The organism is Streptomyces sp. NPDC104761 (assembly GCF_055583445.1).
This window is the reverse complement of sequence record NZ_JBVJNZ010000006.1, coordinates 23,711-41,344: the sequence shown is the minus strand read 5'-3', so window position 1 is coordinate 41,344 and position 17,634 is coordinate 23,711. Positions and strand designations below refer to the sequence as shown.

General features: G+C 68.1%; 8 protein-coding genes. 6 read left to right on the top strand and 2 right to left on the bottom strand.

What is annotated here, in order from left to right:
- Positions 1 to 98: 98 nt before the first annotated feature.
- From drmD to ACZ63F_RS17965, 3 genes are all read left to right on the top strand, one after another.
- Entirely contained in the window at positions 99 to 3,320 is a 3,222-nt protein-coding gene (gene drmD, locus ACZ63F_RS17975; protein ID WP_469712098.1) for a DISARM system SNF2-like helicase DrmD, read from the top strand.
- Entirely contained in the window at positions 3,317 to 7,672 is a 4,356-nt protein-coding gene (locus ACZ63F_RS17970; RefSeq protein WP_469712097.1) for an Eco57I restriction-modification methylase domain-containing protein, read from the top strand. Before drmD ends, ACZ63F_RS17970 begins: the two co-directional genes overlap by 4 nt.
- Positions 7,673 to 8,201: 529 nt before the next feature.
- On the top strand, positions 8,202 to 9,770 hold the full coding sequence (locus ACZ63F_RS17965; protein ID WP_469712096.1) for a hypothetical protein: 1,569 nt from the start codon (positions 8,202 to 8,204) through the stop codon (positions 9,768 to 9,770).
- Positions 9,771 to 9,797: 27 nt separating this feature from the next.
- Here the strand turns inward: ACZ63F_RS17965 and ACZ63F_RS17960 are convergent, their stop codons facing one another.
- Complete coding sequence (locus ACZ63F_RS17960) at positions 9,798 to 10,034, bottom strand: DUF397 domain-containing protein (protein WP_469712095.1); 237 nt, start codon at positions 10,032 to 10,034, stop codon at positions 9,798 to 9,800.
- Positions 10,031 to 10,870 (bottom strand): helix-turn-helix domain-containing protein, encoded by an 840-nt coding sequence (locus ACZ63F_RS17955; protein ID WP_469712093.1) that lies wholly within the window; start codon positions 10,868 to 10,870, stop codon positions 10,031 to 10,033. The genes ACZ63F_RS17960 and ACZ63F_RS17955 overlap by 4 nt, the downstream gene beginning before the upstream one ends.
- A 230-nt stretch (positions 10,871 to 11,100) precedes the next feature.
- On the opposite strand from ACZ63F_RS17955, the gene ACZ63F_RS17950 reads away from it, so the two are divergent.
- The 3 genes from ACZ63F_RS17950 to ACZ63F_RS17940 all read left to right on the top strand — a co-directional run bounded on the left by ACZ63F_RS17950 (position 11,101) and on the right by ACZ63F_RS17940 (position 17,437).
- On the top strand, positions 11,101 to 11,574 hold the full coding sequence (locus ACZ63F_RS17950; protein WP_469712092.1) for an ATP-binding protein: 474 nt from the start codon (positions 11,101 to 11,103) through the stop codon (positions 11,572 to 11,574).
- Between the two features lie 96 nt (positions 11,575 to 11,670).
- Positions 11,671 to 13,161 (top strand): esterase/lipase family protein, encoded by a 1,491-nt coding sequence (locus ACZ63F_RS17945; RefSeq protein WP_469712090.1) that lies wholly within the window; start codon positions 11,671 to 11,673, stop codon positions 13,159 to 13,161.
- Between the two features lie 76 nt (positions 13,162 to 13,237).
- Positions 13,238 to 17,437: a hypothetical protein gene (locus ACZ63F_RS17940; RefSeq protein ID WP_469712089.1), complete on the top strand. Its 4,200-nt coding sequence runs from the start codon at positions 13,238 to 13,240 to the stop codon at positions 17,435 to 17,437.
- The last annotated feature ends 197 nt before the right edge of the window (positions 17,438 to 17,634 follow it).

Sequence of the window (17,634 nt, the reverse complement as noted above, 5' to 3'; positions counted from 1 at the left end):
ATCGCGGCTGGTGCTAGCTTACTGCCGGGGACGGGGCGGAGGCCCCGTATTGCGTAGGGTTCTGGCCGTATGGCAGGCCAAGGGGAGGCGGATCACCGATGACGCAGATGGCTCACCGGGAGCGGGGCACGGCGGCTCCCCAGGAGCGACTGCCCGGGGACGGTGAGCTCGTCGAAGTACGGGGCCAGAGCTGGGTCGTCGCCCGCGTGGAGCCCGCCCCGCCCGCTGACGGCGGTCGCACGGCCACCCTCGTCCACCTGCAGTCCGTCGCCGACGGCCGGTTCGGCGACACCCTGTCCGTCATCTGGGAGGTCGAGCCCGGCCGCCGCATCCTCGACCGAGGCTCGCTGCCCGACGCCTCGACCGGCCAGTACGACCCGCCGTCCCGCCTCGCCGCCTTCCTCGACGCCGTCCGCTGGTCGGCCGTCGCCTCCGCCGACGTCAAGACCCTCCAGGCGCCTTTCCGCTCCGGTGTCGCCGTCGAGCCCTACCAGCTCGAACCCGTCTCCCGTGCCGTCGGCGCCCCCCGCGTCAACCTCCTCCTCGCCGACGACGTCGGCCTCGGCAAGACCATCGAGGCCGGACTCGTCGTCCAGGAGCTGCTGCTGCGTGGCCGCGCCCACCGCGTCATGGTGATCTGCCCGGCGGGCCTCACCCTGAAGTGGCGTGACGAGCTCGCCGAGAAGTTCGGCCTGGAGTTCACCATCGTCGACGCCGAGCACTGCGCCCGGCTGCGCCGCACCCACGGCACCGCCGCCAACCCCTTCCGTGTCCACCCGCTGACCATCGTGTCCCTGCCGTGGCTGCGTGGCACCAAGGCGCAGCGCCTCCTCGACGAGGTCGTCCCGCCCCGCCAGGAGACCAGGGAGGACGGCACCGAACGCCGCTTCTTCGACCTACTCGTCCTCGACGAGGCCCACCACGTGGCGCCCGCCGCGCCCAAGCAGGTGTACGCCGTCGACTCGCAGCAGACCAAGCTGATCCGGCGCTTGGTCCCCCACTTCGAGCACCGCCTCTTCCTCTCCGCGACCCCGCACAACGGCTACCCGGAGTCGTACACCGCGCTGCTGGAGCTCATCGACAACCAGAAGTTCGCCCGCGGAGTCGACCCCGACGAGCAGGCCCGCAAGGAAACCGTCGTCCGCCGCCTGAAGTCCACCATCACCAACCCCGACGGCTCCCCCCGCTTCCGCACCCGCCGCACCCGCGAACTCCCCGTCGAGTACACCGACACCGAGCGCGAGATCCACGGAGTGCTCAGCAGCTTCGCCGACCTGCGCCGCAAGCGCATGACCCCCAAGGCCCGCGGCGGCCGCCGCGCCGCCGACCTGGTCACCCTGCTGCTGAAGAAGCGACTGTTCTCCTCCCCGGCCGCCTTCCTGCACACCGTGCAGGTCTACCTCTCCCACCTGGACGACACCCGGACCCGCACCCGCTCGGCCGCCGCCGACGTCCCCGAGTGGCTGGAGGACTTCCCCGACCTCGTCGCCGAACTCGACGACCTGGGCCTGGCGGAGGCCGAGGACGACGCCCTCACCCGCTCCACCAGCCTCACCCCCCAGGAGGACGGCGAGGAACTCGCCCTGCTCCAGCGGATGGAGCGCTGGGCACTCACCCACGAAGCCGCCGCCGACTCCAAGGCAGACGCGCTCATCCGCGAACTGAAGGCCATCTGCCGCCCCGACGGCCGCCTCTGGACCAATGAACGCGTCGTCGTCTTCACCGAGTACCGCGACACCCAGAAGTGGCTGCTCAACCTGCTCCAGCAGGAGGAGCTCACCGACGGCGGCCGCGTAGCCGTCCTGCACGGCGGCCTCAGCACCGACGACCGCGAGGACATCCGCCTCGGCTTCCAGGCCCATCCCGCCACCGACGAGGGCAAGGTCCGCATCCTGCTGGCCACCGACGCCGCCAGCGAGGGCATCGACCTCCAGAACCACTGCCACCGCCTGTTCAACTACGACATCCCCTTCAACCCCAACAAGCTCGAACAGCGCATCGGCCGCATCGACCGCTGGGGCCAGAAGACCGACCCGGAGATCACCCACTTCATCGGCGCCGGCTGGGAGAAGGCCGCCGCCGGCTCCTACGAGGCCGACCTGGAGTTCCTCTCCCGCATCGCCCGCAAGATCGCCCGCACCGAGGCCGACCTGGGCTCCGTCAACGCCGTCATCGCCGACGCCGTACAGCGCCGCATGACCGGCGACACCACCCCCGTCGACATCGAGAACGCCAAGCCGAAGCAGATCGCCGGCCGCCGCACCGGCGGCACCGTGGCCCCCGAGCAGAACGTCACCGCCCAGGCCAGGCGCCTCGCCGAGCAGTACCGGGAGACCGTCGACACCCTCGGCCTCACCCCCGCCAACATCAAACGCGTCGTCGACACCGCCCTCGCCCTGGACCACCAGCAGCCCCTCACCCCGCACTACAACGAGGACCTGGACGGCCTCTGGACCGTCCCGCCGCTCTCCGGCACCTGGGAACGCGCCACCCGCGGCCTCGCCCACAAGCTCCGCCCCGCCGAGCAGCGCCCCGTCACCTTCGACCCGCAGGTCGCCGCCCTCGGCCGCGACGACGTGGTGCTCACCCACCTCAAGCACCCGCTCGTCGCCCTCTCCACCCGCCTGCTCACCGCCGCCGTGTGGAACGCCGACACCGTCGGCCTGCACCGCGTCACCGCCGTCGTCACCGACGACCCCGCCGTGGAGACCGCCCTCGTCTCCGCCTACGCCCGCTATGTCCTCGTCGGCAACGACGGCACCCGCCTGCACGAGGAGATCCTGTACGCGGGCGGCTGGTTCGGCGACACCGGCCGCTTCCGCCGCTGGGAGTCCGTACGCACCCAGGGAGCCGTCCTCGCCCGCGCCCTCACCGACGGCACCGAGGCCGCCCCCGACCTGCGCCGCGCCTACGCCGAGGCCTGGCCCCGGCTGGAGAAGCCCCTCCACGACTCCCTCACCGCCCGCGCCCGCGAACGCGGCGCCTCCCTCGAATCGGCGCTGGCCGCCCGCCGCACCGAGGAGGAGAACCGCATCCAGGCCACCCTGGACCGCTTCGAAGCCGCCCTGCGCGCCAAACTCAAGGAGGAGGGCGACGACGCCAACGAGCAGATCGCCCTCTTCGGCACCCGCGAGGTCACCACCGCCGAACAGCGCCAGTACCGCGAGGACCGCGAACGCTGGCAGGCCCGCATCGAAGGCCTCGGAGCCGAACGCGACCGCGAACTCGCGGCCATCGCCGCCCGCTACCGCGAACCGAGCTCCCACCTCTTCCCCGTCGCCGTCGTCTTCGTGATCCCCGCAAAGGAAGCCAGCCGATGAGCCGCCCCGCCACCTCTCCCTCCCGTGGCTCGTCCCGCGTCTCCTACCGAGGCGTGTCCCGCGGAGTCGCCGCCGCCAGGGCCAAGGCCCTCGACGGCCGGGGCCAGCACCAGGAATGGCTGGACCTCACCGAGGTCTCCGGCCCCTTCATCACCATGCCCGTCCTCCTCCAGGCCTGGCCCCAGCTCGACGCCGTCGACAAGGACCAGCGCGCCCGGCTGCGCGCCCGCCACGCCGACTGGCAGGCCGACACCACCGCCGGCCGCGACGAGTGGATCGCCTACGTCCTGCGCTCGCTGCTGGAGTGGGGCGACGCCCTCACTCTGCGCCAGGGCCAGGACGACGACCTCGCCCTGGACCGCCTCACCCTCGACGTCCCGGAGCACAACGCCCGCGTCCGCGCCGACTTCGCGCTCACCGAGCCCGGCACCGACCTCGCTGCCGAACCGGACACCGGCTCCGCCGCGAAGCGTGTGCGCCTGCTGGGCATGATCGTCCCCAGCGGCACCGCCCCAACGGCCCGCCCCAGCTGGGGCGACGACTGGGCGGCAAGCCCCGCCGACCGCCTCGCCCGGCTCCTACGCCACCACGACGTCCCCCTCGGCCTGGTCACCGACGGCCGCTGGTGGTGCTTGGTCTGGGCCCCCGTCGGCGGCGTCACGACCACCGCCGTCTTCGACGCCATCGGCTGGAACGAGGCCGCCGAACGCAACGTCGTCCGCGCCTTCGTCTCCCTGCTGCGCCGCCGCCGCTTCTTCGAGTACGACGACGCTGAGACCTTGGTCGGCCTGTTGAAGAAGAGCCTCGACGCCGGCGAGGAGGTCACCGAGGCCCTGGGCATCCAGGTCCGTCAGGCCGTCGAGCAACTGGTTGACGCCATCGGCCGAGCCGACGCCAGCGCCATGGAACGCGGCGCCCCCGGTCTGCGGGCGAGCGGCGTCAAGGCGAGCGAGGTCTACCGGGCCGCGGTTGCCGTCATGATGCGCGTCGTCTTCCTCCTCTTCGCCGAGGAACGCGGCCTGCTGCCCGCCGACAACGAGGTCTACGCCCACTCCTACTCCGCCCGCCTGCTCCGCGCCGAGCTGAAGGCCCGGGCCGACACCGAGGGCGAGTCCTCACTGGAGTACACGACCGCCGCCTGGCACCGCCTGATCGCGCTCTTTCACGCCGTGCATGGGGGAGTCCAGCACCCGGAACTGGAACTCCCGGCGTACGACGGCTCGATCTTCGACCCGGACGCCTACCCCTGGCTGGAGAGGAGCTCCCCGCTCCTGCCCATCGACGACCGCACGGTGCTGCACATGCTCCAGTCCGTGCAGGAAGTCCGCGTCGGCACGGGCCGGCAGCGGGAGACCCGCACGCTCAGCTTCCGCGCGCTGGGCGTCGAGGAGATCGGCTACGTGTACGAGGGCCTGCTCTCGTACGACGGGCGACGTGCTGTCGAGACAATGGTGGGCCTGATCGGCCCGGACGGTGTGGAGCACGAGGTACCGCTGCGGGAGCTGGAGTCCCTGGCGGCTTCGTCGCGGGACGTGAAGACCCTTGCGAAGAAGATCTATGAGACGTGGAAGGACCCGAAGCCACCGGCGAGCGCGTCGAGGCTGGAGAAGCTGCTGGCCCCGGTGAGGGACGTTGCCGCGAAGGAGGAAGCCCGTCGCCTGCTGAACCACGCCTGCCGCGGCGCTGATCTGACGGAGCGTCTGCTGCCGTTCTTCGGCATCATTCGCCGAGACCTGCGGGACCTGCCGGTGGTCATCCCGGCGGGTGCGCTGTTCGTGACGGAGTCCTCGCTGCGCAAGAACACGGGCACGCACTACACGCCGCGACGGCTGGCGGAGGAGGTGGTCCTGCACGCGCTGGAGCCGCTGGTGTACGAGCCAGGGCCGCTCCAGACGGCCGACAGGGACGCTTGGGTGCCGAAGACGGCTGAGCAGATCCTTGAGCTGAAGGTCGCGGACATCGCGATGGGTTCGGCGGCCTTCCTGGTGGCCGCTTGCCGGTACTTGGCGGACCGGCTGATCGAGGCGTGGGAGCGGGAAGGCCGCGAGGAGGCGGTCAAGTACCGCGCGAGGCGGGCTGTTGACGCGGTCACGGCGGCGGACGCGGAGTCCGACCCGGTGGTGATCGAAGCCCGGCGTCAGGTGATTGAGCACTGTTTGTACGGGGTGGACATCAACCCCATGGCCGTGGAGATGGCCAAGCTATCGTTGTGGCTGGTCTCCATGGACCCGACACGGCCGTTCACGTTCCTGGACGACCGGTTGGTGGCGGGGGACTCGCTGTTGGGGATCACATCGTTGGAGCAGTTGAAGGCTGTCCACTTGGATGTGGCGAAGGGCGACTTGCTTGGTGCGGAGGCGGACGCCGAGAGCCTGGTCGCAGAAGTTATTGCCGAGCGGCACGCCATTACTGAGATAGAGGGCGACGGTATTGAGGCGCTGGGCCAGAAGCGCGAACACCTTCGGGCAGTACGGGAGAAGACTGCCCGGCTGAGGCTGGTGGGGGACCTGATCGCCGGGGCGGCGCTGGTTACTTGCGCATCCGGGCGGGTGCCCTGGTATGAGGAGGAAGGCGGCGAGCGGATCCGGGACATATTCCCGTCGGCGGCGCGGTGGGCGCGCGAAATCGTGCGGGAGAGTGTGGCGGACGACTCGACTTTGGTCGGGGAGACGCGGGAACAAGCCCGTAAATGGCTGGCGAGCGAGCTGCCCGAGGGCAGCTTGCAGCGGGTGCCGCTGCACTGGCCTTTGGAATTTCCAGAAGTCTTTGTGGAGCGTGGCGGGTTCGATGCGGTAGTGGGGAACCCGCCGTTTTTGGGTGGGCAGAAGCTCACTGGCGCGATGGGTGAGGCATACCGCGAGTACATGGTGGAGTACTTGGCTGGTGGCAAGCGTGGTAGTGCGGATCTAGTGGCGTACTTCATTTTGCGAGCCCACCAGTTGCTAAACGACGGTGGCCAGACAGGGTGTATTGCCACCAATACCCTGGCCCAGGGGGACACTCGTGAAGTCGGGCTGGATCAACTGAAGACATTCGGCGTCAGTATTCGCAAGGCCATTAAGAGCGAGCCTTGGCCGTCAGCCTCAGCGGTTCTGGAATATTGCGCTGTATGGATGAGTAAGACTGCTTTGGGGGTGGAGGCGGTGTGTACACTACGTGACACCGTCGCACCGAACGGCATCTCGACCTCGCTGAACCCGGCAACTCGGGAGGCATCCTGGGCGTTGACGCTGGAGAGTAACGGCGGAATCTCTTTTATCGGCTCCTACGTTCTTGGCCTAGGGTTCACGCTTTCCGAGAGTCGGGCACGCGCATGGATTTCCGAAAACCACCAGTATGAACAGGTCCTCTTTCCTTATCTAAATGGTAAGGCTCTCAATAGTCACCCTGCGCACGGGACGGATCGATGGGTGATTAATTTCCATGACTGGCCCGAGCGTCTCGCCAAGGAGTATCCCAAGGCGTATGACCAGGTGTTGCGTGATGTCAAGCCTGAGCGAGATGGAAATGCTCGCAAAGTGTATCGCGACTACTGGTGGCAATACGCGGAAAAGCGGCCTGCTATGGTGAAGGCGACGGGCTCTTTGGAGCATTGCATTGTCATGGCTCAGGTGAGCAAATTGGTGATGCCGGTTATGGTTGAAACGGGGCAGGTTTTTGATCAAAAATTGATCGTGTTTGCATCCGCCGACCCTGCCCTCATGGCTGTGCTGAGTAGCGCACCTCATTATTGGTGGGCTATTGACCGGAGTGCAACTATGAAGGCGGACCTTAGTTATAGCCCCTCTGATGTTTTCGACACGTTTGTGCGTCCGCCGTTGACTGATGCCCTTCGAAGTGCAGGATCACGCCTGCACGCCTACCGCCGAGAGCTGATGCTCCGCCGCAATATGGGACTCACAACCACGTATAACTCATTCCATGACCCCGCATGCCAAGACAACGAACTCATCGGACTTCGCCGTATCCATGAGGAGATCGACAAGGTTACCGTCGAGGCATACGGCTGGCGCGATTTGCTTGACGACACTGGGCGGACCCCGCCAGCCGATCCCACTCATAAGGCCGTGCGGCTTGATCACGGCTTCCACGAGACCGGCCAGGGCATCCGTTACACCATCAGCCTGCTCGCTCGCACCGAGATCATCGACCGCCTCCGCCAGCTGAACCACCAGGCATACGCCGACGAGGTCTACCTCGGCCTGCACAAGAAGCCGAAGCAGTACCCCGATATGCCGCCGCCCTCTGCCGAAGCTAAGAGGAGGAGGGCCGAACAAAAGGGTTCGGCTTCCGCTGCACGAGCCGGATTCGAGGACGGCGAGCTCTTCCCGCCTGACGATACCCTCTTCTGACGTGAAGCCCATAAGGCCGCAGCCGCCGACTGAGAGGCATGCGCATGCCGAGCAGCAGTTGGCGGCCTGTGGTCTTACCTGAGACCCCGCAGTCCGATCCCCATCGCCGGAGGCCAACCAGCCATGCCTTCGCCGTACGCAGACCACCGCCTCGTCCAGACCGCGGTCATCGGCGACAAGAAGTCCGACCTGGCCATTATCCTCCCCATGGAGGCGGCTGAATTGGCCCGCTGGCGCAAGCAGCATCCCAACTGGTGCGGGATTCTGCTGGGTGGCTGCGGAGAGCCGCTGACCGATCGCCTTTACCGCTCCAAGGTCTGCCACTTCGCCCACCACCCGCACCACCAGTGCACCCGCACGGCCAACGGAGAGGACAGCGCCGACCACCTCTTCGCCAAGCGCGCGGTGCACCAGTGGCCCGGTTCTCAGCGGCTGCGCGGAGGTGTCCAGCTCCGCAGCCTCGGTCTGGGCCCCGGAGACGCCCTGGACGTGGACGTGCGGGATACGGGCCGTCGCCTGCGCTTCCCAGTTGAGTCCTGTCGAGCACGGGGCCTGGCGCCGCATCGCACGCGAGCTCGACAGAGGAGCGGAAGGCAGCGTCGACTGGGTCTTCGGCATCAAGGGCATCCCACCGCACGACCTCCTCGATCGCGATGGCTACACCTTCCGCATCCGCTTTGACACCCAAGGCGCTGCGCGTTGTCCCTACATCGGGACCCAGCGCCCGAGCGGCGAAATCGAGTGGACTCCATTCGAGGAATGTTGGCTCACTCCAGAGGGGCTACGGACGCCGGCCGTCGAAGAGATTCTTGCGGAGCGACGCCCATACACCAGTGCGCCATCACAACCACAAGCGCAGAAGCCTGTCCCCGCGAAGGCGCGAGCCCGTAGCCGGGGCGAACTCGTCCGGGACCTTCGTCAGGCGCTGGAACTGAACGCTCGCCGGCACACCAGGCCCACATGGCGGCGTCTGGCCCACACCGTGCACATGGACCTGGGTCGGTACAGCAGTTCGGAGCTCCGGGATCTCCTCATCGATGTCGACAGGCAATCCGATCCGGGCGAGCCCGTGCTGTCCGCTCTGCTCCGAGCCGAAGAAGGGGGGCCGCTTCCGTACCTCGGCAGCATCATTTACAGCCTCGGGCTGGGGGAGCCTGGCTCGCCTCTTGTCATCAGACGATGGTGCATGCGCGAGGTCGAACGCGCCTTCGCGATGTATGGGGTATCCTCCCGCACGATTCCGGAGCGCTTGTCGATGACTGCGTTGGAGCGCGACCCCAGCTACCGCGTGCTCCACGAAGCAGCCGATCGGAGGCGAAACCAGCGTGAGCGTGAGCGTGGACGCCGTGAGTTCCGTACGGTTCAGCAACTGGTCGCCCGTGGTCAGCAACTCGTGAGCACTCTCCAACGGAGCAAGCCGCGTCAGCGCCTCCAGAAGCAGCTGACCCACGCACAGCGGTGGCTAAGCGAAGTGGAGCGCTGGGGCGGGCGACAGGGCGAAAGCCTCCGCGGCGCGGACCTCGCGCAGGCCCGCGATATCGTGCAGGGCCTGCATTCGGTGATTGCCTCGGCTGAGCAGAGCATTGCTCAAAGACGGTTGGACGCGCAGCGCGAGAAGCGTCAAGGGCATGCGAAGACAGCAGAGCCCGCTGCCGTCCGGAAAGCACCTGAGGCCATCACGGTGCCCATGCAAGCTGAGCAGCTACGCCAGAAGTTGATCATGCTTGCTCGTGCTCGTCGTACCGTGACCTGGGATGCTCTGATCAGCGGTGTAGCCAACGCCCTTGCAGCCCTTCCCTACAGCACGCGGTGGGAGATGCTAGCGCGGGTCGACGCCGAAACCGCGATGAACGTGCCGTTGCTATCGGCACTGGTGACGACCCCGGGAGGTGGGCCGGTGCCCCACTACCGCCAGGTCCTCAGGAAGCTGGGGTTCGAGGTGCCCAGAACAGACAAGACGCTTCGGATGATCTGGGCTCGTGAGCAGGAACGCGCCTATGCGGCTTACGGCGATAACCCATTACCGCTGCCACCCCGCCTCGTGCCGAGAACCGGTGACCACGGTACGGGAGCAGGGGTTGGCCAAGGCGCGAACTGAGCCGGGGGCACTTGCCCGCAGCCCTGCTCAGGTGGAAGCGGCGTCAGATGTCGTTCCGGTGCCGCGCCTCGCGTACGCAACGAACGCGGACCATTCGGCATGAGAGAAGCCGAGCACCGGTCCCTGCCGGGTCTTCGAGTCGCGGATGTGGACCGTGCCCGGAGCGTGGGCCACCTCGACACAGTCCCCTCCGTCAGAGCCGCTGTAGCTGCTCTTGAACCACCGTAGGGAACCCGAGTCGGCCGTGATCTGCTTCGAGTTCATGCCTCTCCTGCCAGACGTTCGATGAGATCTGCGGACTCCCCGGCGTTTAGAGCCTGTGAGCGCAGCTTGCCATATCGTAGGCCGAAGGCACTGACCTTCCCAGGGTCGGTAACGACGACACCGACCCCCTGGGATTCGAAGTAGCCGACGTGCTGGTGCTCCAGGGTTTCGAGGAGAACCATCGGGCCGTTGAGTCCCGGATGGAAGCCGGCAGCCTCCGGCATGACCTGGATCTCGACGTTGCGCTGCGCCCCCACCTTCAGCAGATGTTCAAGCTGTGCCCGCATCGAGCCCCTGCCGCAGACGGCGTTGCGCAGTACGGATTCGCCGATGATGAAGGAGAGGTCCACCGGCGGCGTCTTGCTGAGCAGTCGCTGTCTGCTGAGCCGGGCCTCGATGTGCTGCTCGATCATCTCGTCGGGCAGGGGTGGGCAGTGGGCCGTGAAGAGCGCCCGCGCGTACTCCTCAGTCTGCAGCAACCCGGGTACCAGGAGCGGATCGTACGAGAACCGACTCACTGCCTCCGCCTCGATCGACGCGAAGTCCTGGAAGAACTTGGGCAGTTTGGCCCTGTCAACGTCCTCCTGGAGTTCCGCGAGCACCCCGCCCGCCCCGAGGACACGCTCGGCCGCCTCCGTGAACACGGCCTTCGCCGGCCTGCGTCCCTGCTCGATGGAGGCCACCTGCTCGCAGGAGTAGCCGACGGCGTCGGCCAGTTCCTGTTGGGTGAACCCGTTCTTGGTGCGGAAGAGCTTGACCAACTTGCCGTACCCGACCCAGATTGCCGGATGGTCGTCGTCCCGTTCGCGTCGCCTTGTGCGGCTGTTGTTCGCCATGTGCGTCACATCCCCACGTTTCGCCGTGCCTTCGCGGACCAACGTGGCTCCCCGCCACCCGTCACGGGCGGTGACCCGTACCAATCCGTACCCGACTCGTACAACGCCGCCGGGTACGACCATCCGCCCTGGCCAGGGTATGTGCGTGACGGGACGGTTACGGTGTGAAGTCAGAAACTCGTGCCTCAGCGTGCACACCCCGACCTCAGCCACCGGCCCTGTCGTTCCGCGTGCAGCTCAGCTCGACCCGGCGAGGGGCCCGGCTCGCCCGGCTGCTCGTCGTGCAGCAGCTTGCGGACTGGGGGATTCCCCGCGAGGGCCGGACGGCGTCCGCCGTGGCGGCTGTGGTCGCGGAGTTCGCCGCCAACGCCGTGACGCACGGTCGCACTCCCGGACGGGACTTCGCGCTGCGCATGCTGCTGACGCCGGAATCAATGCGTATCGAGGTCACCGACACCCGGCCGGACAAGCTCCCGCCGGCATCTGGGAGGGCTCTCGAACTGCCAGGGTCGGAGGCCGAGTCGGGGCGCGGGCTGCTCCTCGTGGAAGCTCTCGCCGACCGCTGGGGCACGGGACCACGGGACCCCCACACCAAGACGCTGTGGGCCGAGGTCGACCGAGGCCACCCCGTCATGGCTGACGACATCGCCGTGAACTGCTCCGGCAACGAGAACGGGAACGGGAGGAGCAACGGCCGTACCTGACATCAGACTTGGCCACGCGCCGCCGCTTCCCCTCGGCGGCGGGTGGTCCTCGGCGTTCTCGCCCTCCGTACGGCACGCGCCGGATATCGTTCCCGCATGACGTATGGGGGGAACGGGCGCACCGGCGTGTCACCTGATGTCACGCATGACGCCGTGGTTGTGGTGCCGGGGATCATGGGCAGCGCGCTGCGCGACACCACCACGGGGCGCTCGTTGTGGGGGCTGCGTGATCCTCGGTCTTGGGGCGCCTGGCTGCGTGACGACGGGATACGCCCGTTGCACCTGGACGAGGACGAGCGAGCCGGTAAGTACGGCAGGGTGGAAGCCACCGAACTGCTGCGCTTCCCGCGCTTCCCCGCCTGGGCGCCGTCCCTGAGAGGGCTGGAGCCCTACAGCGCCCTGCTCACCGCCATCGAACGGACGGTCGCCGACTCGAAGGCCGTACTCGAGTTCCCGTACGACTGGCGGCTGCCCGTCGCCGTCAACGGAGAACTGCTGGCGGAAGCCGCTCACCGTCACCTGGCTCAGTGGCGTGCCAGCAAGGAGCACGATGAGGCGCGCCGACGGCATCCGCACGGGCGCGAGGCCCGCCTGGTGTTCGTCGCCCATTCCATGGGCGGCCTGGTCACCCGGGCGGCCTTCGCGCACGCCGCTTTCCAGGGCAGTGACCTGGCCCCCGAGACCAGGGCCGTGGTCACCCTCGGCACGCCGTTCCTCGGCTCGGTCAAGGCGGCCGCCATCCTCAACGGCGACCGCTCCGGCCGGCTGCCCGCCCGGCTGCGGCGCCGGATGCAGGCCCTGTCGGCGACACTGCCCGGCGTACACGACCTGCTGCCGGACTACCGCTGCGTCGACGCCGGCACGGACGTGCATCGCCTGACTCCGGCCGACGTGGCAACCCTGGGTGGCGACGCCGAACTCGCCCGTGATGCACAACTGTTCCAGCAACGCATGCGTGAACAGGGGCCCGTGCTCCCAGGACACCGCGCGGTCGTCGGTGTCGCGCAGCCGACGGCTCAGAGTCTGCGTCTCGACGGCGGAGTGGTGCACAAGCAGTACGTCGCGTTCGAGGGGAACGGAAACGGCGAACTGGCCCGTGACGGTGACCGTGTCCCCGTCCGCCGCGACCGGGCAGGAGACGGAACTGTCTACCGGGACGCGGCCCACCTCGCCTCGAACGAGCCCCAATGGCTGCCGTTGCAGCACGGCGGGCTGGCCAAGGACAGCGTCGCCATCGAGTACGTGCGAGCCGTGCTCACCGAGTACGACCACGATCGCGGCCCCGCGCTGGGAGACGGCCACATCGGCCTGGACGTCCCTGATTACGTTGAGGCAGGCAGGCCTTGGCTGCTGCGGGTGCTTTCCGCGCCGGACTCGGGGCGGCCCGTGCACGCCAGGCCCCGGTGCACCGTTCACGACGCCGCAACCGACCGGCAGATTGCCAGAGCGGACCTCCGCCCCATCGACGGTGAGCTCGGCGCCCACGTCACCCTGCCCGCACCCGGTCTGTACCGGATCAAGGCCAAGTCCGGAGGCAACGCACCCGTCACCCAGCTCGTCCTGGCAATCGATCCCGAGGACGACTGAAACGCGGCCGATGATGACCGTTTCGGACAGTGGGAATGCCTCGGGGCCGCTGCAGTTCTTTCCCGTCGACATCGGTGTGTACCTTCACCACGACCATCTGGAGACGGAGCCGGAGGTGGCGGCCATCGCCGCGCTGCTGGAACCGTTCGGCGCTCGCCGCGACGCCTGGACGGTCCCGGCGGAGCAGCGAGGCGCCGACGCTGTCAGCCAGCGGCTTGAGGAGTGGTCGGCTCCCGACGTCACCGGTGACACCTTCCTGTACTGGGTCGGCCATGGGTGGAGCAACGGGGGCTCCACGACGCTGCTCGCACACGCCCTCAGCCCCGCGGAGCTGATGCAAAGCGGCATCGGGCCCGAGGGCCTGCTGCAGTCCCTAAAGGCACGACAGTGTCAGGTCGGCGCCGGCTGGGCCATCGTGATCATCGACGCGTGCTCCTCCAGTGACTTCGTGGACCGGATGTACTCCGAGGCCCTGCGGGACCGGGAAGCGCGCAACTTCCTGCTCGTCGCGACAGCCGCCGAGGGCAGCACCGCCCTCGGCGCCTTCCGCAGGGTGCTGACCACCGCCCTGACCGGTACCTTCCGCACCGAGGACACGATCGACTTCTACGACCTCTCCAGGGAGCTCCAGCGGAACCTGAGCGGCTGTTCCATCCAGTTGCGTCTGGACGACGGCGGTGCCGCCCTGCACCGCGCCGTGCCCACCCTGGCGGGGCGCATGCAGGCATCCCTCGACACGGTGACCGACATCGAGAAGGTCCTTGCCAACCTCACGGACGACGAGCGTCGCCACTTCGTCCCCAAGGCAAGTGGTGCCGAACTCGGTGAGCAGAGCTGGTACTTCGAAGGACGGGACGATGAGCGCCGCCGGATCCTCTCGTGGCTCGACAGCGCGGAAGGGGGCATGCTCGTCGTCACCGGGGCGGCGGGGTCGGGCAAGTCGGCACTGCTGGGCCATGTCGTGGTGCACTCCCGGCGGGAGCTCGCCGATATCCTGATGGCTCATCAGAATCTTGCGCCCCTGCCTCTGGGGAGCCTCCCTCCGTACGACGTCTTCGACTCGGTGCTTCATCTGACGGGGGCGACGCCCCGCACCCTGGTGCAGCGGATCGCCGAATCAGCCGGGCTCGGCACTCCCCCCGACACGGCGATCGGCGAACAGTGCGCCTGGCTGGTTCAGAGCTTTCGCACGGTCGGCAAGAGCATGGGCGGAGGGGTCCCCAGGGGCGACGCCGAGGTTCGCTTCACGCTACTGGTGGACGCGCTCGACGAGGCCCACTTACCTTTGCTGATCGCGGAACGGATACTCAGCCCGTTGGCCGATCTGCCCGGGGTCCGCGTCATCGTCGGCACACGCCAGTCCACCAGCGAAGGTCCCGACCTGCCGGTACCCGAGGACGCCGACCTCATGGACGCACTGGGAGTGGACCGGAAAGACAACCGGGAGACGCTGCACGTAACCCGCGACCTTGTGGCCATGCGCGAGTACATCCGCAAACGACTGTACGCGGCAAAGGCCAGGCTGGGCGTCGAACCCTCGCAGATCGACAGCACCGCGGAAGGTCTCAGCAGCGTCGACCGGGAATTCCTCTACGGTCGCCTCGCCGTGCGCGAGGTCATCAGCAACCCCGAGCTGGCCGCCGACCCGACCCCCCTCCTCGCATGCGACCACCGGCAGCTCTTCGCCCGAGCCGTCGAGCGACTGACTGCACAGGCCCCGTGCAACCGCCTCCTGCTCGAAGCGCTGGCCCTGGCGCAGGGACGCGGCCTGCCCATCGCCGACGGAGTGTGGGCGGGCATCGCGACGGCCCTCGCCGACAACCCTGACGTCGCCGTCACCGATGACGACATCACGGAGCTGCTGCGCACGGCCGCGCCGTACCTCATGCTGGACACGGAATCCGGCCAGAGCGTGTACCGCCTGGCGCACCGGACGTTCGCCGAGTACTTCACCCGGACACTTCCGCTCTCCACCCACGACGACCGGCACCGCCGTATCGCCGAGTACCTGGCGAGCCCTTGGAGCGGCCCGAAGCCGGACCAACGGCCAAACACCTATGTCGTGCACCACCTGCCCACCCACGCCGGTCTCGCCGGGCCGGACGGATGGCAGCTCCTGGCGGACCGCCCCCAACTGCTCGACCGGCTGAGCCCCTCGGCGATCGTGGCCAGCGTCATGCTCAGAGCCCTCGGGCGGTTCGAGCTGCCTCCAGCGGTGGCGGGAGTCCTGTTCGCCTGGGAGCAGCTCATCACCGCGGATCCCCAAGACCGGCGCGGACTGCGCGAGCTGGCGACCCTTCGCTGCACGCCGGAGACCGTCGTGCAGCGCTTCGGTAGAAGGTCTTCCGACCCTGACGCGACCTGGTCCGTGGCCTGGGGGCAACTGAAGCGCCATGCACCCCATTTGCGTCTCACCGGTCACACGGGCTCGGTGCAGACCCTCGTGGCGTTCACGGACGCCTCACGGAGGGTGCTGTTGGCTTCGGGCAGCGACGACGGGACGGTGCTCATCTGGGACCCGGCGAGAGGCGAAGCCGTGGGCGACCCGGTGGCGCTGCACGAGGGCGCCGTCCAGTCGATCACGGAGTTCGCGGGACCGGGCGGGCGGACGCTGCTGGCGACCGGGGGTGCGGACGGCACGGTCCGTATATGGGACCCGATCAGGGGAGAGACCGTGGGAGAGCCGCTGACCGGTCACGACGACTGGGTCCACTCGGTGGCGGCGTTCGAGGACGACGACGGGCAGACGCTGCTGGCCACGGGCGGCGGAGACGGGACCGTACGCGTCTGGGAGCCGCTGACCGGCAAGGAACTGGCGGTGGGTGGCCTGGACGAGTACGAGACGTACTGGGACCCATCCAAAAAACAAGAGACCGAACGGCTCGTGGAGATCGTCGGCCACGACGGCGACGTCTACTCGGTAGTGGCGTTCGTCGGCATGGACGGCCAGGACAAGCAAGTGCTCCTGGCCACCGCCGGCAACGACGGGACGATACGAATCTGGGACCCGACGACCGGGGAGGAAACAACCGATCCCCTAACCGGTCACGACGGAGCTGTCTTCTCTGTCGTGGCGTTCTCGGGGCGGGAAGAACAGATGCTGCTGGCGTCGGGCGGTGAGGACGGGACGGTACGCATCTGGAACCCGGACACCGGCAGCCAGACCATGGCGCCTCTCACCGGCCACGAGGGGCCGGTCCTCGCGGTGGGAGCCCTCGTCGAGGAGACCGAGGCCGGTACACGGACCCTGCTCGTCACGGTCGGTGGCGACAACGACCTGCGACTGTGGGATCCGGCCGGCGGCGAGCGAGAGACAGCGCCTCTGAGGGGCCACGAGAACTGGGTGAGGGCCGTTTCGTCGGTGCCGCCCCTGTCCGGCGCACACCCCCTGCTGGCCACCGGCGGCGACGACTGCACCCTACGGATCTGGGCGCCGTACGACAGCCGGTCGGCAGGCGTGCTCGTCGACGACGCCGTGACGACCACGCGGACACTGACGTCCTTCAGCGGCGAGGAGGAACAGACCCTGCTCGCCGCCGTGGACGCCACCGCGATGCTGCGCGTGTTCGACCCGGCCGAGGGCGAGCAGGTCGACAGGTTCCAGATCGAACACGACGGTGACGTCCTGACGATGACCGCGATCCGAGTGGTCCAGGACGAGGAGGAGAAACTCGTCTTCGCCACCGGTGGTGAGGACGGCGTGGTGCGGTTGTGGGATCCGGATACCGGTGAGGAGACCGGTGAAGTGGTGACGGATCATGTCGGCGGTGTGCGGGCGCTGTCGGCGTTCGTCGGGTTCGGTGGGAGGTCTTTCCTGGCCACCGGTGGTGAGGACGGCGTGGTGCGGTTGTGGGATCCGGATACCGGTGCGAGGACCGGTGAGGTGGTGACGGATCACGCCGGTGGCATACGGGCTTTGTCCGCGTTCGTCGGACTCGGCGGTCAGCCCATCCTCGCCACGGCGGGGGCGGACGGGGTCGTACGACGGTGGAACCTGATGACGGGCCATGCCATGGGGGAGCCGATCGCCCACCCCGGCCTCACCACCGTGGAGTCGTACCGGCTCCCGGACCGCGAAGCCATGCTTGTCACGGGCGGCGACGACGGAACCGCCCGCTTCTGGAACTGCGAGACGGGAGCGGAGGCACTGAGGATTCCCCTGAGCCTTCCTGTGCACGACCTGGCCGTCGTCGACGGTGATCTGGTCCTCGCCACAGCGGAAGGCCCCGTGCAGGTGAGCCTCGAAGCGCCATCCAACCTCATGAGCGAGTCCTGAACCGAGCTTCTGGCCCGATGCGCCTGGCCGGCGGGTGGCAATATCGCCGTCGGCCAACCCGAGACCACCTGACTGACGCCGGTCCAGCTTCGGGGAAGTTCGGGTGAGGTCGGCACACCGAATGGGCAACGACTCCTCCAACGGCACGCACACTTGCACGCAGACGTACGGGTTTCGGAATGGGGTGTCACTGACGA